The organism is Nonomuraea jabiensis, assembly GCF_014204795.1.
Taxonomy (GTDB): Bacteria; Actinomycetota; Actinomycetes; order Streptosporangiales; family Streptosporangiaceae; genus Nonomuraea; species Nonomuraea jabiensis.
This window is the reverse complement of record NZ_JACHMB010000001.1, coordinates 54,657-70,319: the sequence shown is the minus strand read 5'-3', so window position 1 is coordinate 70,319 and position 15,663 is coordinate 54,657. Positions and strand designations below refer to the sequence as shown.

General features: G+C 73.1%; 18 protein-coding genes. 9 read left to right on the top strand and 9 right to left on the bottom strand.

Annotated elements, in window-relative coordinates; all coding sequences use genetic code 11:
• The first annotated feature begins 91 nt into the window (after nucleotides 1-91).
• Entirely contained in the window at nucleotides 92-1,741 is a 1,650-nt protein-coding gene (locus HD596_RS00345) for a tetratricopeptide repeat protein (protein ID WP_185067317.1), read from the top strand.
• 32 nt (nucleotides 1,742-1,773) lie between these two features.
• Nucleotides 1,774-2,226, top strand: a complete 453-nt coding sequence (locus HD596_RS00340; RefSeq protein WP_185067316.1) for a hypothetical protein — start codon at nucleotides 1,774-1,776, stop codon at nucleotides 2,224-2,226.
• On the opposite strand, the gene HD596_RS00335 is transcribed toward HD596_RS00340, so the two are convergent.
• Nucleotides 2,223-3,158: a zinc-binding dehydrogenase gene (locus tag HD596_RS00335; RefSeq protein ID WP_185067315.1), complete on the bottom strand. Its 936-nt coding sequence runs from the start codon at nucleotides 3,156-3,158 to the stop codon at nucleotides 2,223-2,225. The two genes, HD596_RS00340 and HD596_RS00335, sit on opposite strands and share 4 nt — an antisense overlap.
• 57 nt (nucleotides 3,159-3,215) lie before the next feature.
• On the opposite strand from HD596_RS00335, the gene HD596_RS00330 reads away from it, so the two are divergent.
• Genes HD596_RS00330 through HD596_RS00320 form a run of 3 tightly spaced genes read left to right on the top strand, consistent with a single transcriptional unit; the run spans nucleotide 3,216 to nucleotide 5,408 of the window.
• Entirely contained in the window at nucleotides 3,216-3,833 is a 618-nt protein-coding gene (locus HD596_RS00330) for a TetR/AcrR family transcriptional regulator (protein WP_185067314.1), read from the top strand.
• A gap of 15 nt (nucleotides 3,834-3,848) precedes the next feature.
• On the top strand, nucleotides 3,849-4,640 hold the full coding sequence (locus tag HD596_RS00325) for a hypothetical protein (RefSeq protein ID WP_185067313.1): 792 nt from the start codon (nucleotides 3,849-3,851) through the stop codon (nucleotides 4,638-4,640).
• A gap of 27 nt (nucleotides 4,641-4,667) precedes the next feature.
• Nucleotides 4,668-5,408, top strand: coding sequence for an MBL fold metallo-hydrolase (locus HD596_RS00320; protein WP_185067312.1), 741 nt, complete (start codon nucleotides 4,668-4,670; stop codon nucleotides 5,406-5,408).
• Here HD596_RS00320 and HD596_RS00315 read toward each other — a convergent pair.
• A complete protein-coding gene (locus HD596_RS00315; protein WP_185078206.1) occupies nucleotides 5,392-5,856 on the bottom strand; it encodes an NUDIX domain-containing protein in 465 nt (154 codons plus the stop codon). The genes HD596_RS00320 and HD596_RS00315 overlap by 17 nt on opposite strands.
• Before the next feature lie 19 nt (nucleotides 5,857-5,875).
• Complete coding sequence (locus tag HD596_RS00310) at nucleotides 5,876-6,232, bottom strand: ArsR/SmtB family transcription factor (protein ID WP_185067311.1); 357 nt, start codon at nucleotides 6,230-6,232, stop codon at nucleotides 5,876-5,878.
• A 33-nt stretch (nucleotides 6,233-6,265) separates the two neighbouring features.
• Here HD596_RS00310 and HD596_RS00305 point away from each other — a divergent pair, with 33 nt between their 5' ends.
• Together HD596_RS00305 and HD596_RS00300 are read left to right on the top strand one after the other, a co-directional pair.
• Nucleotides 6,266-7,153, top strand: a complete 888-nt coding sequence (locus tag HD596_RS00305; RefSeq protein ID WP_185067310.1) for a TIGR03620 family F420-dependent LLM class oxidoreductase — start codon at nucleotides 6,266-6,268, stop codon at nucleotides 7,151-7,153.
• Nucleotides 7,154-7,204: 51 nt separating this feature from the next.
• Nucleotides 7,205-8,158, top strand: coding sequence for an SDR family NAD(P)-dependent oxidoreductase (locus HD596_RS00300; RefSeq protein WP_185067309.1), 954 nt, complete (start codon nucleotides 7,205-7,207; stop codon nucleotides 8,156-8,158).
• On the opposite strand, the gene HD596_RS00295 is transcribed toward HD596_RS00300, so the two are convergent.
• Both HD596_RS00295 and HD596_RS00290 read right to left on the bottom strand, forming a co-directional pair.
• Nucleotides 8,155-8,787 carry a DUF47 domain-containing protein gene (locus tag HD596_RS00295; protein ID WP_185067308.1) on the bottom strand — a complete coding sequence of 211 codons (633 nt, stop codon included), beginning with the start codon at nucleotides 8,785-8,787 and terminating at the stop codon, nucleotides 8,155-8,157. The two genes, HD596_RS00300 and HD596_RS00295, sit on opposite strands and share 4 nt — an antisense overlap.
• 81 nt (nucleotides 8,788-8,868) lie before the next feature.
• Entirely contained in the window at nucleotides 8,869-9,819 is a 951-nt protein-coding gene (locus tag HD596_RS00290) for an inorganic phosphate transporter (protein WP_185067307.1), read from the bottom strand.
• Between the two features lie 197 nt (nucleotides 9,820-10,016).
• On the opposite strand from HD596_RS00290, the gene purU reads away from it, so the two are divergent.
• Nucleotides 10,017-10,871, top strand: coding sequence for a formyltetrahydrofolate deformylase (purU, locus tag HD596_RS00285; RefSeq protein WP_185067306.1), 855 nt, complete (start codon nucleotides 10,017-10,019; stop codon nucleotides 10,869-10,871).
• On the opposite strand, the gene HD596_RS00280 is transcribed toward purU, so the two are convergent.
• The gene (locus HD596_RS00280) at nucleotides 10,872-11,780 is read right to left on the bottom strand and encodes an NADP-dependent oxidoreductase (RefSeq protein ID WP_185078203.1); all 909 of its coding nucleotides are present in this window, start codon (nucleotides 11,778-11,780) and stop codon (nucleotides 10,872-10,874) included. It abuts the gene before it with no gap.
• A 77-nt stretch (nucleotides 11,781-11,857) separates the two neighbouring features.
• Between HD596_RS00280 and HD596_RS00275 the strand changes: the two genes are divergently transcribed.
• Nucleotides 11,858-12,316: an SbtR family transcriptional regulator gene (locus tag HD596_RS00275; RefSeq protein ID WP_246554034.1), complete on the top strand. Its 459-nt coding sequence runs from the start codon at nucleotides 11,858-11,860 to the stop codon at nucleotides 12,314-12,316.
• 16 nt (nucleotides 12,317-12,332) lie between these two features.
• On the opposite strand, the gene HD596_RS00270 is transcribed toward HD596_RS00275, so the two are convergent.
• Genes HD596_RS00270 through HD596_RS00260 form a run of 3 tightly spaced genes read right to left on the bottom strand, consistent with a single transcriptional unit; the run spans nucleotide 12,333 to nucleotide 15,548 of the window.
• Nucleotides 12,333-12,683: a VOC family protein gene (locus HD596_RS00270; protein ID WP_185067305.1), complete on the bottom strand. Its 351-nt coding sequence runs from the start codon at nucleotides 12,681-12,683 to the stop codon at nucleotides 12,333-12,335.
• Nucleotides 12,684-12,688: 5 nt separating this feature from the next.
• Nucleotides 12,689-13,480, bottom strand: a complete 792-nt coding sequence (locus HD596_RS00265) for a helix-turn-helix domain-containing protein (protein ID WP_185067304.1) — start codon at nucleotides 13,478-13,480, stop codon at nucleotides 12,689-12,691.
• Nucleotides 13,481-13,490: 10 nt separating this feature from the next.
• Nucleotides 13,491-15,548 carry a prolyl oligopeptidase family serine peptidase gene (locus HD596_RS00260; protein WP_185067303.1) on the bottom strand — a complete coding sequence of 686 codons (2,058 nt, stop codon included), beginning with the start codon at nucleotides 15,546-15,548 and terminating at the stop codon, nucleotides 13,491-13,493.
• Between the last annotated feature and the right edge of the window lie 115 nt (nucleotides 15,549-15,663).

Here is a 15,663-nt window from a genome sequence, read left to right as displayed (position 1 = left end):
TGGCGGGGACCTCCAGCGTCCTTCACAAGGGGTGACCGAGGCAAAGTCCCATCTCAGAGTCCAGGGCGAACCACCCGCTCAATGGGGGGCCGTGCGGCTGCTGACACCGTTGATCGACGGACATCGTCGGCCGCGCGGCCCCTACACTGTCGCCGCCGCCCTGCTGCGTCACCTGGTGCCGCAGGCTCTGGAGCGGGACGGGGACCTGGTGGCGGCGCACGACATCGAGATCCGGGCCGCCGCGCCCGAACTGGCCCCTCTCGTGCCGGTCCGGCGCACCACGATCGACGCCGGGCTGTCCGAGGACGAGCGCATCCTCGTGCCCGCGCCGCGCCGCACGCTGCGGCTGGCCAACGGGCTCGCGGAGTTCTTCATGGTCGCCGTACGCCCCGGGCAGGCGATCGCCGTGTGCAACGGCGCCGAGGCCGACCCGACGGACACCGAACTCCTGGACGTCATGATGCGGCGCATCCCGCCGGACCTCCTCACGATCATGCGCTACTCAGGCGGCCCCGACCCGCCGCCCGACACCCGGAGCGCGGACGAGCTCTGGGCCCTGGTGGACCGGTGCATGCGCGACGGATTCCTGCACGCCGCCGTCGAGCTGGGGGAGCGCGGCATGGCGCGCACCGAGCCGGGCGGCCAGCAGTGGTGGCGCTTCGCCCAGCGCACCGCGACCGCGCTGGGCGGCCTCGGCCGCACCGACGACGCCCGGGCGATCTGGGACCAGGTGCGCGCGGCCAGCCAGGATCCGGCGATGCACGCCGCCAGCGCGTACGGCACCGCCATGCTCGACGCCCGCCACCCCGACCCCGCACACCGTGACCTGGGCCGGGCCCGGCGCTGGATCAACGAGGCCATCGCCATCTCCACCCTGCTGCCGGAGCCGCTGGACCGGGCGTTCAAGCTGGGCTTCGACCTCAACGGCCTGGCGCTGATCGAGCTGCGGCACGGCCGGCCGGGCGCGGCGCTGTCGCTGGTCGAGTCGGCCGTCGAGCTGGCGCGCGAGCTGCGGGAGCGGCATCCGCTGCACCGGATGGTGCTGCTGGCCAACCGGGCCCAGCTGCTGGCCGCGCTCGGTCACGTCAAGGAGGCGATGGAGGACTACGCGGCCGCGATCGCGCTGGACCCGGCCTTTCCCGACTACTACCTGGAGCGGGGGAACCTGCTGTTCAAGCTCGGGCGGCACGAGGAGGCGCTGGCCGACTTCGAACGCGCCATGCGGGCCGGGCCGCCGCTGCCGGAGGCGTACTACAACCGGGCGGAGCTGCACACCGTGCGGGGCGACACCGACGGGGCGCTGGCCGACCTGGGGCGGGTGATCGAGCTGGACCCGTCCTACCTGGACGCGTACATCAACCGGGCCGGGCTGCTGGCCGCGGTGGGCCGGGACGAGGAGGCCCTGGCCGACGTCGTCGCCGGGCTCGTCCTGGAGCCCGGCAACCCCCACCTGCTCACGGTGCTGGGGCAGCTGGAGACGGCGGCGGGGCGGCTGGCGGCGGCGGGGGAGGCGCTGGACCGCGCGGTGGAGGGCGCGCCCGGGCTCGCCGCCGCCTGGGGGAACCGGGGGGTGCTGCGGTATGCCGCCGGGGACCTGGAAGGGGCGGTCGAGGACCTGAGCCGGGCCATCGAGCTGCGGCCCGAGCCCGACCTGTACACCAACCGGGCCGTCGCCCTGCGCGCGCTCGGGCGCGCCGCCGAGGCCGACGCGGACGAGCGGCGGGCCGATCGCCTCTCCTGACGACCGCCTGGGCGCGGTGGGACTATGGGGGCATGCGGGGGCGAATGGGGCGAGCGGCCGCGGTGTGCGCCGCTCTGGGGGTGCTGTGGTGGGCCAGCGTGCGCCTGGCCTGGGCGGGCATCGGCTGCGAGGACTGGGGGTGCCTGGCCCCCGCCGTCGGCGTCGTGGTGGTGATCACACTGGCCCTGCTCGCCGGGGCCACGCTCGTGCTGGAGCGGGTGGACGTACGGCCCGGGCGGCGGGTGGCGCTGGTGGCAGGCGGGGTGCTGGTGGTGTTCCGGCTCGTCGGCGAGGCAATGCCCTCGTGGACGTCCTCGCTCGCGCACGCCGTCACGGCCGGGGCGGTCTTCGCCGGGGCGGGGGCCGTGGCGGCGTTCATGACGGAGCCGGGGGTGGCGCGGCGGTGGAAGGTGGTGACCGCGCTGGGCGTGGTCGCGCTGGTGCCGGCCGCGCTCGTCGTGTCGTGGGCGCGCTTCGGCTCCTAAAGGGGCCGGATCGTGAGCAGGCTCTTGCCGGTCACCGCGCGGGCCTCGATGGCGGCGTGCGCCTCGGCGGCCGACTCCAGGGGGTAGACGGCGCCGACGGTCGGGCGCAGGCGTCCGGCGGCGGCCAGCGTCAGAGCCTGCCTGGCCAGCTCGCGCAGGTCCGCCTGCGGCCAGGCGACCGCCGTCACGCGCGGCTCCGGCGTGGTCATCGGACCGCCCGCCATGCCGTACACGCTCAGCCGGCCGCCGTCCTTGAGCAGCCCCTGCGCCGCCGCGCCGACCTCGCCGCCGACCCCGTCGAAGACCAGGTCGAGGCCGCCCGTCGCGTCCCGTACCAGCTCGGTCCAGCCGGGGTCGGTGTAGTCGACCGTCAGCTCCGCGCCCAGGCCCGCCGCCAGGTCGCGCTTGGCGGCGCTGCTCGCCGCGCCCACCACGCGCGCCCCCGCGGCCGTGGCGAGCTGCACCAGCAGGCTCCCCACGCCGCCGCCGGCCGCTTCGACCAGCACCCACTCCCCGGGCTGGGGGGCGGCGGCCCGCGCGAGGCCCACGGCGGTGCGCCCGTCCGCGAGCAGCGCCACCGCGAACTCGGGCGACAGGCCGTCGGGGATCGGGATCAGGTCGTCGGCGCTCGCCACCGCGAGCTCGGCGTATCCGCCGTGACCGCCGAGCGTGCTGACCACCGGCGTGCCGGTCAGCGCCGGGTCGACGCCCTCGCCGGTCGCGGCCACCGTCCCCGCGACGCCGTTGCCCAGGATCGCGGGCAGCTCGGCCTGCCGCGGCCCCCGGTTGGCGCGTACCTGCGTCTCGACGAACGTGATGCCCGCCACCGACACGTCCACGAGCACCTGCCCGGGCCCGGCCACCGGGTCCGGCACCTCCTCCACGACCAGCGCCTCCGGCCCGCCGTACCGCCTCAAGACCACCGCACGCATGATGAGCCCTTCTTTATCGGAGCGATCCGCTCCGAAAATACTAATATCCTGTACGGCATGAGCACCCGCGGGAGGCAGGCCGAGGCCGCGCGCAACGATCTGCGGCTGCTGCGGGCCGCGCACGAGGTGTTCACGACGCAGGGGTTCGACGCGCCGGTGTCGGCCATCGCCAAGGCGGCGGGCGTGGGCATGGGCAGCCTCTATCGCCGCTACCGCACCAAGGAGGAGCTGCTCCAGCGCCTGTGCGTGATCGCCATGGAGCGCGGGGCCGAGGCGGCCGAGGCGGGGCTGGCCGAGCCGGACCCGTGGGAGGGGCTGGCCTCCTACCTCCGCGCGTGCGTCGGGTTCAGGGCGGGCGCACTCGCACCGGTCGCCGGCACCATCGAGGTCACCGACGAGATGTGGCGCACGGCCCGCAGGGGCACCGAGCTCGCCGACCGGCTGATCGCCAGGGCGCGCGCGGCCGGCGTGCTCAGGGGCGACGTCACCACGCTGGACATCTCGCTGCTCATAGAGCAGTTCAGCCGGCCGGCGCCCGGCGGCGAGCATCCGCACGCCAAGCAGCGGCTGCTGACCATCGCGCTCGACGGCCTGCGCGCGCCGGGGGCGACCGAGCTGCCCGGCGACCCGCCGGGCCTGGAGTGGTACGAAGGTCGCTGGGGGAGCCCTCCGTAGGTCTACGGTGGTGGCGTGGGCTTCAACGACCTGCTCAAAAACCTCGATCCCAGCGCCAGCGTCCAGGCCGCGGGCATCAGGCGCGGCTACGGCGGGCCGCCCGCCCGCACGGTGGGCGTCACCGTGGGCCTGGCGCGGCTGCGCTGCGCCTCGCTGCTCAAACCCCTGTACGCGTGGGTGAGCGCGGCCCGCATCCCCGACGCCGAACGGTGGCGGCGGCACGCCGAGCCCGCCGTGGTCGTGTCCTCCAACGCCGACACGCTCAACCTGTGGCTGGCCGTCGGCCCCCGGGTCATCCTCGACGACCTCCGCAGCCGCACCGGCATCGCCTGGTCGCCGCCCAACGGCGACCCCTCGCGGTTCGGCTCCGTCGAGGTGGCCGCCGACGAGGTCGCGATCGCGTACGCGGTGCTCGCGCAGGCCGCCGTCGCCGGTGACCCGGTCGCGGAGACCATCCTGGGGTGGATGCGGCAGGTCAGCGCGTCGCAGGCGTTCGGGGCCCGGGAGGCGATCCGCTCGCCCGGCGCCGGGGTCAAGAGCGGCTGGTACGGCGCCCCTGACGAGACCTGCCTGCGTACGCACACCGTGGCCGTGCTGCCCCGAGGCGGCACCCGGGTCGCCGTGGCCGTGGGGATGACCGCGCTGCCGTACACCGACCTGCGGGAGCGCGAGGTGTACGCGGAGAAGGTGGGCAAGGGCGTGCCCGTGGAGCCCGATCATGAGAAGGTGGCGGGGCGGCTGCTGCGCGGGCTCCTGGTGACGACGCTCGACGAACTCGGCCATTTCCGCGACGGCCCCCATGCGTGAGGGCACGGCTACTTTCTGGGGATTAGTGTGAAATTTACGGTTTTGGGGGGCTGCGGGGCTTGGCCCGCGGCGGGGCAGGCGTGCAGCGGTTACGTGGTCGAGGCCGAGGGGTTCCGCGTCCTCGTCGATCCCGGCTACGCCACGCTGCCGAGGCTCCTCGGGCACATACGGGCCGACGAGGTGGACGCGGTGCTGGTCACCCACGGCCACCCCGACCACTGCGCCGACCTCAACCCGCTGCTGCGCGCCCGCGCCCTCGCCGACGTCCCCGCTCCCGCCCTGCCGGTGTACGCGCCACCGGGCGCGCTGGACGCCGTCCTGGCGCTGGACAAGCCGCGCATGCTGGCGGGCAGCTTCGTGACGCGCGATCTTGCGCCCGGCGTGCCGTACGAGGTCGGTCCGTTCCGCCTGGACGTGTTCGACCTGCCGCACCACGTGTCCAACGCCGGCCTGCGGCTGAGCGCGGGAGGTCGCGTGATCGCCTACACCGGTGACACGGGGCCGTCCCCCGAGCTGGTGGCGCTGGCGGAGGGGGCGGACCTGCTGGTGGCCGAGGCGACCTATCCGGAACGCGTCCCCGAGGAGGACGCGCCCTACCTGTCCAGCGCCCTGGACGCGGGCCACACCGCGGCCTCGGCGGGGGTGGCCCGCCTGCTCCTGACCCACCTGTGGCCCGACACGTCGGCGGCGCTAGCGCTGCTGGCCGCCGCGAAGTCCTATGACGGCACGCTGGCGGTCGCCTCCGAGGGCGTCACGCTGGACCTGTGACCCACCGCGTGGTGAGCCGCTCGATCACCTTCGCCAGCTCGGGCGGCTCCACGTCGGCGGGCAGCTCCTCGGCCCAGGCGTATCCCCGGTAGGCCGCCTGCTCCTCCTCGGTGAGCTGCCCGGGATCCACCTCCGGCCGCGCCTCCTCGAAGATGGCCAGGAAGAACGGCTCGGTCTTCACATATCGCACTCCCAGCCACGAGAAGTCGCGCTCGACCTCGACGAACCGCTCCCGCACCGCCGAGCCCGGCAGCCCGGTCTCCTCGCCCAGCTCCCGCCTGGCCGCCTCCAGCGCCGTCTCGCCGGGGTCGATCCCGCCGCCGGGCGGCTCCCAGACGTCCGTGCGGCTGACGGAGTCGTACCAGTGCATGAGCAGCACCCTGCCGTCGCGATCCAGGCAGACGACCCGGGCCGCCGGCCGGTCGCTGCTGCCCGCTTGCCCCTCCATGGCACCCACCCGCCAGACGTTACCCCTGTCGCTCCTCCTCCAGCACGAGCCCCAGCAATCCGGGGAAGCGGTGGTCGAACTCCTGCCGGCGCAGGCGGTTGAGCCGCCGGGCGCCTTCGTCGCGCTGCTCCAGCAGCCCCACGTTGCGTAACACCGAGAAGTGGTGGCTGAGCGTGGACTTGGCCACCGGCAGGTGGGAGAACGTGCCGCAGGCGCGCGTCCAGTCGGGGACGTCCGCCAGCTCCCGCACGATGCGGCGCCGGATCGGATCGCCCAGCGCGTCGAGGGCGGCCTGCAGCGAGACCTCGATCGGGGATGTGTGTGTCAGACCGCGCGTCCTGTTCGACTGCGATCGAACATTACTGTAGTGTTCCATCTCGATCGAACATTCTATGCGAGGGGAGCGGCCGTGGACATCGGGCGCGTCGGAGTGTGGCATCCCATGATCAGCAAGGCCCCCGCCGAGGAGGCCCGCCGCGCGGCGGCCGAGATCGAGTCGCTGGGCTACGGCTCGCTCTGGGTCAACGAGGGCATGGGCAGCAAGGAGCCGCTCGTCATGTCCGCCGTCCTGCTGGCGGCCACCCGGCGCATCGCGGTCGGCACCGGCATCGCCAACCTCTGGGTGCGCGACGCCACGGCCATGGCCGCGGGCGCGGCCGCGCTGGGCGACGCCTTCCCCGACCGCTTCCTGCTGGGCATCGGGGTCAGCCACGCCCCGCTGGTCACCGGCCGCGGCCACGACTACGCCAAGCCCCTGGCCGCGATGCGCACCTACCTGGCGGCCATGGAGCAGGCCGACCAGACGCTGCCCGTGCCCTCGACCCCGGCTCCTCGGATCCTCGCCGCGCTGCGGCCCAAGATGCTGGAGCTCTCCAGGGACCTGGCGGACGGCGCCCACAGCTACTTCGTGCCACCGGAGCACACCGCGCAGGCCCGCCGGATCCTCGGCCCGGGCCCGCTGCTGATCCCCGAGCAGGCGGTCGTCCTGGAGTCCGACCCGGCCCGCGCCCGCGAGATCGCCCGCGCCCACATGTCCCACTACCTGACGCTGACCAACTACCTCAACAACCTGCGCACGCTGGGCTTCACGGACGAGGACGTCGCCGGAGGCGGCAGCGACCGCCTCGTGGACGCCATCGTGGCCTGGGGCAGTGCCGACGCGATCACCAAGCGCGTGCACGACCACCTGGACGCGGGGGCCGACCACGTCGTCATCCAGCCCCTCTCCCCGGACACCCCGGACCTCGCCCACGCCCTGACCCAGCTGACCGAGCTCGCCCAGCCCCTCGGCCTGTGACGCCCGCGGGCGTTTGACCTGGAGTGGGCTCCAACTCGTAGCGTGAGTCGCATGACAACGCCACAACACAAGATCGGGTCGGGGTTCGGGGCCAGGAGCACCGCGGACGACGTGCTCCACGGGATCGATCTCTCGGGAAAGCTGGCGATCGTCACCGGCGGCTACTCCGGCATCGGCCTGGAGACCACGCGGGCGCTCGCCCGAGCCGGAGCACGCGTGGTGGTGCCCGCGCGCCGCCGCGAGGTCGCCGAGGAAGCGGTCGCGGGCATCGGCGGGGTCGAGGTGGACGAGCTCGACCTCGCCGATCTGGAGAGCGTGCGGCAGTTCGCCGAGCGCTTCCTGGCCACCGGCCGCAGCGTCGAGATCGTCATCAACAGCGCCGGGATCATGGCCTGCCCAGAGACGCGGGTGGGCCCCGGGTGGGAGGCGCAGTTCGCCACGAACCACCTGGGCCACTACGCGCTCGTCAACCGCCTCTGGCCGGCCGTGGCCCAGGGCCGGGGACGGGTCGTGTCCGTTTCGTCCGCGGGGCACCGGCATGCGGGCATCCGGTGGGACGACGTGCAGTTCGAGCGGGGCTACGACAAGTGGCAGGCCTACGGGCAGGCGAAGACCGCCAACGTCCTGTTCGCCGTCCAGCTCGACGCGCTCGGCCGGGACGCGGGGGTGCGGGCGTTCGCGCTGCATCCGGGCGCCATCCTCACGCCTCTGCAGCGCCACCTCCGCAAGGAGGAGATGGTCGCCGCGGGGTGGATCGACGAGGAGGGCAACGCCCTGGACCCCACGTTCAAGACCCCCGAGCAGGGCGCGGCCACCCAGGTGTGGGCGGCCACCTCGCCGCAGCTGGCGGGCATGGGCGGCGTCTACTGCGAGGACTGCGACCTCGCCGAGCCGACCACGGAGGGCGCCGGGCCAGGGGTGCGCGACTATGCGATCGACCCGGAGCAGGCCGCCCGGCTGTGGGCGCTGTCCGCCGAGCTGACCGGGGTCAACGCCTTCGGCTAGCGCTTCATGGCGCCGTCGGCGATGGCGTCGGCGGCGTTGCCGATGGCGACGCCGACGATCTCGAGGCGGCGCACCAGCTCCCGCTTCTTCAGCGCCTCCGCGGTCACCTCGCCCGAGAAGATGTGCGAGATCTCGTACTGGTACATCCGCCGGATCGACCCGCCCACCTTCTTCGCCTCCAGCGCGTCGTGGGCCACGGCGGAGGGGCGGGAGGCGAGGTCGCGGACCGCGTTCTCCAGGGCGTCGATGCCGACGATGACCTGGTCGAGAAGGGGAGTGAAGCGGATCTGGTCCGGGATCCGGTAGAGGTGGGACTCGCGGACGAAGTCCCGCAAGGAGTCCAGGATGTCGTCGATGGCGCGGGACAGGCGGAACAGGTCCTCCGGATCGATGGGGGTGACCAGGGCCGTCTTGAGCTCCTCGATGAGGCAGGCGCGTTCCTCGTCGCCGATGTGCTCGATCGAGCGCATCTGCTCGTGCGCGCCCGTCCTGCCCACCTCGCCCCCGATCATCGCCATCGCCAGCCACGCGCCTTCCTTGGTGGCCCGGAGCTGGCCGAGCAGGGCCTCCGTGAGCGCGCTGTCCATGCGGCCGGTCATGAGGTTGCGGATCCGCCGCAGCCGTTTCATGATCTGGCCTCCTTCGGGGAGGCGGGGCAGCGCGTCACGGGTGGAGCCGGTCTCGAAGAGTGCTTCACGTTCGCCGTCCCTTCATGAGAGTTCCACGCTCGCAATGCCCTTCACCAGCGTCGCGAGCCCCGCGCCCAGCAGGGCGCCGCTCGGCAGCGTCAGGAGCCAGGCCGCGACGATCTTGCCGGTGGCGTGCCAGCGGACGCGGCCGCTGCCCCGGGCCACGCCCGCGCCGATGAGCCCGCCGGCGATGGCCTGGGTCATGCTCACCGGCATGCCCACGGCCGCGCAGGCGATCACCGCCGTGCCCGCGGCCAGCTCGGCCGCGACTCCGTGCGGAGGCCGGGAGGCGATGAGCTCGCGGCCCAGCGTCCGGCCCGCCCTGGGGAGCCCGTACATGGTGCCGAGCCCGAAGAGGACGGCCACCAGCGACGTGTACGGGAGCGGCGCGTCCGAGAAGCCCAGCACGATCATGAACACGGCCAGCATCTTCTGCCCGTCGTTGGCGGCGTAGGCGAGGCTCTGCAGGAGGAACCCCACCTGGTGCCAGCGCCACAGCCCGCGGCCCGAGGTCGTGATCAGGAGCACCCGGACGAGCAGCCAGCCCAGCAGCCCGCCGGCGAAGGGCGCCGCCACCCCGAACGCCAGCACCAGCAGCACCGAGCCGGGCGACACCGGCAGCCCCCAGCCCAGCCCCGCACCGGTGAGCCCGCCCACGATGGCGAGCGTGAGGCTGGTGGGCAGGCCCTTCATGCTGAGCGCGGTCACCACGGCCAGCGCCGAGATCACCGCGATGGTCATCGCGATCTCGCCGCCCGGCGCCTGGAACGAGGCCAGCCTGGTCGTGAACGTCACCGCCACCTGATGCGTGACCAGCGGGACCACTGCCACCAGCACCACGAGCACGAGGACGCCGGTGGCCGGGCGTACCGAGGGCAGCTTGAGCCCGGTGGCGAGGAGGGCGCCCCCGTCGTTGACCCCGGACACGACGGCGAAGAGGCCGGCGACCACGATCAGCACGGCGACGTCCAAGGACCACGCTCCATCCCAAGCTGCGGGACAACCGGGGTCGCCCCTGCCGAATCCGCGTTCCCCCCTGACTACCCGGGTTCACCTGGATGATGGACGATCAGGCGCGTAACGTGTGTCGGGTACTCTCTGTGATGGTCACCGGCCAGGGCTCAGCCCTGCGGTGACCGCCGATTCCACGCCCGCGAGAGTGAAGAGGCATGACCAGCCCCGCCGAATACATCCTGACGCTGTCCTGTCCCGACCGGCCCGGTGTGGTGGCCGCCGTCTCCGGCCTGCTGGCCCGGCACGGATGCAACATCATCGAGAGCCAGCAGTTCGGCGACCGGGTCGGGCAGCGCTTCTTCATGCGCGTCCAGTTCGCGGGGCCGCTGGGCGAGGACGAGCTCAACGGCGCCTTCGCGGCGCTCGCGCCGGACTTCGCCATGGAGTTCAAGGTGCGCGACGTGGCCAGGAAGCCGCGGGTGCTGATCATGGTGAGCAAGTTCGACCACTGCCTGAACGACCTGCTCTACCGCGTCAGGTCCAAGGCCCTGGACATCGAGATCGTCGCGGTCGTCTCCAACCATCCCGACCTGCGGCCGCTCACCCAGTCCAACGGGATCGACTACCACCACCTGCCGGTCACCCCCGAGACCAAGGCCAGGCAGGAGGCCGAGGTGCTGGCGCTGGTGGAGCACTACCAGGTGGACCTGGTGGTGCTGGCCCGCTACATGCAGGTGCTGTCGGGCGAGCTGTGCGAGAAGCTGGCCGGGCGGGCGATCAACATCCACCACTCGTTCCTGCCGTCGTTCAAGGGCGCCAAGCCGTACCACCAGGCCCACAACCGCGGCGTCAAGCTGATCGGCGCCACGGCCCACTACGTGACCTCCGACCTGGACGAGGGGCCGATCATCGAGCAGGAGGTGGCCCGGGTCAACCACAGCCACTCCCCGGAGGACCTCGTGGCGATCGGGCGCGACGTGGAGTGCCTGGCGCTGGCCAGGGCGGTCAAGTGGCACGCCGAGCAGCGGGTCCTGCTGGACGGCCACAAGACGGTCGTCTTCCCGCGCTAGCTACCCGTTGATCATCAGCTTGCCTCGTACGTGCTCGTGGACCAGATCCCGGTACGCCCGCGCCGCCTCGGCCAGCGGGTAGCGGCGGCTGACGGTGGAGGGCAGCGTGCCCTTCACCGCCAGGGCGGCCACCTCGTCCAGATCGCCGGGACGGGCGCGGGTGTAGACGGTCCTGAAGCCGGTGGACGGGTCGGGGCTGGGGAAGGCGACGGTCAGCAGCGGGCCTCCCGGACGGACGACCCGCGCCGGCCCGGCCAGGGCAGGGCCGGGGAGCACCAGGTTGACCAGGGCGTCGACGCCGCCGGGGTGGCGGCGCAGGGTCTCGGCGGCGGTGTCCGCGGAGCTGTGGTCGATCGTCTCCGCGGCTCCCAGGCCGCGTACGTAGCTCTCGTCCGCCGGGATCGCGGTGGCGATCACGTGTACGCCCTGGGCCGCCAGTAGCGGCACGACGGCTCCGCCCACCCCGCCGGCCGCCCCGATGACCAGCGCCTTCGTGCCGGGCGCGAAGTTGCCCGCGCGAAGCAGCGCAAGGGCGGTCAGGGCGGCGATGGGCAGGGTGGCGGCCTGCTCGGCGGGAAGGCCGGCCGGCCGGTGCGCGAGGGCCGGCGTGTCGGCGTCGAAGATCGCGTACTCGGCCATCGTGCCCGTCGTGAACGACGGCGGCGAGGACGTCATGCTCGCCATGCTCCCGGCGGCCCGCGCCAGGCCGAGTCCGAATATTTCATCACCCGTGGAAAATCGTGCCACGCCCGCCCCGACGGCCGTGACCGTGCCGGCGAAGTCGCTGCCGAGGACGTGCGGGAACTCCAGCGGGGCCACTTCCTTGAACGCCCCGCTCACGAGCCGGACGTCCGCGGGGTTGAGACCCGCCGCCGCGACGCGGACCTGGACCTGGCCGGGGCCCGGCAGCGGGACAGGTCGCCGAGCACGGCACGGAGGTCTCGATCGCGCGCATCGCGGCGCGGGCGGGGATCGGCAAGGGCACCGTGTTCCGGCACTTCGCCACCAAGGAGCAGCTCATGGCCGCGATCTTCAGCGACCAGCTGGAGTCGCTGGCGGCCAGGGGAGAGGCGCTGTGCGAGGAGGCGGACTCCGGGGCGGCGCTGCTGGAGTTCATGGCCGCCGGGGTCGAGCTGCGCTCGTTCTGCGCGGCGTTCACCCCCGCCATGCGCGAGGACCCGCAGATCAGGGCCGCGAGCGATCGCCTGGTGGCGGTCGCCCGGTCGCTCACGGACCGGGCCGGCCGCGACGGGGTCGTGCGGCACGACGTCACGGGGCACGACGTCGTGCTGCTGATCAATGCCGCCGCCCAGGCGGTGGCCCCGCTGGGCGACGCGGTTCCGGGGCTCTGGCGGCGCTACCTGAGACTGATCTTCGACGGGCTGCGCCCCGAGGCCGCCCACCCGCTCCCTGTCCCGGCCCCCGACTCCCTGACCCCGGGCTGAGGCTGTGGCCGGGCGGTTACGGCCGGTACGTCCCGAAGTACCAGGGGTTGCCCTCCGGGTCCTCGCAGGCGTACTCGCGGGACCCGTACGGCTGGTCCACGAGCTCCATCGTGATCTCGGCCCCCGCGGCCCTGGCGCGATCGTGATGGGCGTCGACGTCCTCGACGGCGACGTAGATCCCCGGCCCGCCGGCCCTCCCCGGTCCGATCATGATCAGATCATCGCCGACCAGCAGCTCGGCGTGCTTGATCCGGCCCTCGTCGTCCTTGGAGACCTCGTGCACCCGGAACCCGAACGCGCCGGTCAGGAAGTCGATCGCGGCCTGGCAGTCCTGGTAGCGGGCGATGGCGTAAACGGTTCGGCTCATGGGACTCAGGATGCCGGATACGCCGCCGGGGGTCTTGGACGAATCTGACCTGGCGTCGTGTCGCCCAGCACCCGGAACTCGCGGTTCATGTGCGCCTGGTCGTAGAAGCCGCACTCCGCCGCCACGGAGGCGATGGACAGCCCCGACCGCAGCAGCCGCGTCGCCCGCCCGAACCTGATCACCCGCGCCGCCGTCTTGGGAGGCAGCCCCACCTCGTCCTGGAAGCGGGCGACGAGGTGACGGTGGCTCCAGCCGAGCGACTCCACGAGGCGGGACACGCTCACGCGGCCGCCCGACTCCAGCAGCCGCGCCCAGGCCCACGGCACCTCGGGGCGCAGGCAGGGCCCGGCGGCGATCCGTTCGCGGAGCAGCCGGTCGGCCAGCGCCAGCCGGTCCGGCCACGACGGCGTCGAGGCCAGCCGGTCGAGCACGGTGTCCGCCCATGGCCCCAGCAGGTCGCCGAGCGGCAGCACGAGGTTCGTCAGGTGCCGCATCGGCACCCCGTACAGCCTCCTGGCCCCGAACGGCGTCAGCACCACCTCCACGCCCTCGCACGGCCCTGTGGTGCGCGTGACGGTGAAGCGGTCGCCGAGCCCGCCCGAGAAGGCCGTGACCTGCCGCCCGCCCGCCTCCATCGGCGCGCCGAACGCCAGGACGAGCACCGCCCCCGGCATGGCCGTCTCGGACCGCACCACCGGCGCGTCATAGTGCTCGCGGTAGGCGCACAGCCGCGTCACGTAGGGCCGCAGGGCGGCGCTGGGGGCGGCCTCGACCATGGCCGGCCCCAGCGCGCTCATGCCATCGAGGCTACAGGCCGGTGTGCCGGGCGAGGAAGGTCAGCGTGTCGGCCGACAGGTCGACCGACCTGCTCACCGAGCGGGCGCCGTGCCCCACCTCGGTCTCGTTGCGCAGCAGCACCGGGCGCTCGCCGGTCGAGGCGTGCTGCAGCGCCGCGCACATCTTCCACGCGTGCAGCGGGTGCACCCGCGTGTCGGACTGGAAGACGGTGAAGAGCGTCGCGGGGTAGTTCACCGACTCCTGGACGTGGTGGTAGGGCGAGTAGGCCAGCAGCCAGCCGAACTGCTCGGGGTCCTCGACGGTGCCGTACTCGACGTTCCAGGTGGCGCCGAGCCCGAACTGCTCGTACCTGACCATGTCGAGCAGCGGCGCCGAGCAGACCACGGCCGCGTACAGCTCGGGCCGCTGCGTCAGTGCGGCGCCCACCAGCAGGCCGCCGTTGGAGCCGCCGGAGATGCCGAGCTGCTCGGGCGTGGTCACCCCGGTGGCGATGAGGTGCTCGGCCGCGGCGTGGAAGTCGTCGAACACGTTCTGCTTGTTGCCGAGCATGCCCGCGCGGTGCCACTCCTCGCCCTCCTCGCCGCCGCCGCGCAGGTTGGCGATGGCGTAGACCCCGCCGGCCTCGACCCAGGTCAGGATCGACGCGGAGTAGCCGGGGGTCATCGACAGGCCGAAGCCGCCGTAGCCGTACAGGATGGTGGGGCGGGGCCCCGGCGTGTCGTCGGCGGGAGAGATGATCAGCATGCGGACGTCGGTGCCGTCCTTGGACCGGTAGACGACCTGCGAGGTGCGCACCGGGGGCACCTCGACCGCGCCCGGGGAGGCGGCCCAGAGCGTGGTCTCGCCGGTCCTGGCGTCGTAGCGCTGCACGGAGGGCGGCCTGGTGTTGTCGGTGTAGCCGAACCACGCCTCGTGGCCGCCCTCGGGACGCTCGGAGAGGCTGCCGACGGAGCCGAGCCCCGGCGTGGGCACCTCGCCGACGCGCTCGCCGGTCTCCAGGTCGTGGACGGTGATCTCGCTGATCGCGTGGCGGGTCCAGCCCACCAGCATGACCGGGCGCTCCAGGTCGTCGAGGATCGCGAAGTCGTTCAGCACCGCCTCGGGGTCCTCGGGGATGAGGTCGCGCCAGGTCTCGAAGCCCGGCTCGGCCGGGTCGGTGACGCACACCCGCGCCCTGGGCGCGTCGCGGTCGGTGTGGACGTAGAGCCTGCCGTCGCGGCCGAAGACCAGCCCCGCCTGCGCGTCCACGCCCTCCTGCACGACCCGCAGCTCCGGCCGGTCGGCCGGGGACGCGGTCAGGTCGGCCACCCAGAGGTCGTTGCGCGGGGCGGTGCCCTCGTGCGCCGAGACCTGCAGCCAGCGGCCGTCACGCGAGACCGAGACGCCGTAGTAGTTGGTCATCTTCAGCCCCTGGCCGAAGATCATCACGTCGTCCTCGGTGGAGGTGCCGACGCGGTGCAGGTAGACGCGGCGGTGGAACTGCGTCTCGTTCTCCGGGACCTCGGTGCTGGGCAGCCTGCGGACGTAGTAGTACGCCTCCCCGCCGGGCAGCCACGCGATGGGAGAGTAGCGGCAGCGGTCGATCGGCCCCTCGACCCGCTCGCCCGTGGTGACGTCCATGACGTAGAGGATCGACTCCTCGTTGCCGCCCATGGAGATCTGGTACGCCAGCAGCCGCCCCTCCTTGTCGGGCTGCACGGCGTCGAGCGTGGTCAACCCCGAGGGGTCGATCGCCATCGGGTCGATCAGCGCCCGCTCGGTCCCGTCGGGCTCGACGACGTAGTAGACGGCGTGCTCCTGGTCGGGCGTACGGCGGCTGAAGAAGTGGCGGCCACCGCGCCAGGCCGGAGCGCCGACCGAGCCGGACCTGAGCAGCTCGGCGATGCGGCTCTTGAACCGCTGTGGCCCGCTGCTCCTGCTGAACAGCTCGGCCTGCTCCAGCAGCCACCCCTTCGTCTCGGGACTGTCGGGATCCTCCAGCCATCGATAAGGATCTGGCACGGGCGTGCCGTGCAGGGTGTCGACGGTGTTCTCGCGGCGTGCGGTCGGGTACGGCTCCAGCTTCATGCTGGGAACCCTACTGCCAAAGGACATGCGTAAAGCGCTGGTGAAGCGGGCATAAAACGTAACGTGTGTCCCTCTCGTCCATTCCGGTTGGAGGATTTTTGGGGTGGCGGGGACC

Bases quoted from the DNA above. Each gene is read 5' to 3' on its own strand.
- HD596_RS00330 (WP_185067314.1), top strand. From the start codon at position 3,216: ATGAGCACCCGCGGGAGGCAGGCCGAGGCCGCGCGCAACGATCTGCGG.
- HD596_RS00260 (WP_185067303.1), bottom strand. From the start codon at position 15,548: ATGAAGCTGGAGCCGTACCCGACCGCACGCCGCGAGAACACCGTCGAC.
- HD596_RS00340 (WP_185067316.1), top strand. From the start codon at position 1,774: ATGCGGGGGCGAATGGGGCGAGCGGCCGCGGTGTGCGCCGCTCTGGGG.
- HD596_RS00295 (WP_185067308.1), bottom strand. From the start codon at position 8,787: ATGAAACGGCTGCGGCGGATCCGCAACCTCATGACCGGCCGCATGGAC.
- HD596_RS00310 (WP_185067311.1), bottom strand. From the start codon at position 6,232: ATGGAACACTACAGTAATGTTCGATCGCAGTCGAACAGGACGCGCGGT.
- HD596_RS00270 (WP_185067305.1), bottom strand. From the start codon at position 12,683: ATGAGCCGAACCGTTTACGCCATCGCCCGCTACCAGGACTGCCAGGCC.
- HD596_RS00265 (WP_185067304.1), bottom strand. From the start codon at position 13,480: ATGAGCGCGCTGGGGCCGGCCATGGTCGAGGCCGCCCCCAGCGCCGCC.
- HD596_RS00300 (WP_185067309.1), top strand. From the start codon at position 7,205: ATGACAACGCCACAACACAAGATCGGGTCGGGGTTCGGGGCCAGGAGC.
- HD596_RS00315 (WP_185078206.1), bottom strand. From the start codon at position 5,856: ATGGAGGGGCAAGCGGGCAGCAGCGACCGGCCGGCGGCCCGGGTCGTC.
- purU (WP_185067306.1), top strand. From the start codon at position 10,017: ATGACCAGCCCCGCCGAATACATCCTGACGCTGTCCTGTCCCGACCGG.
- HD596_RS00335 (WP_185067315.1), bottom strand. From the start codon at position 3,158: ATGCGTGCGGTGGTCTTGAGGCGGTACGGCGGGCCGGAGGCGCTGGTC.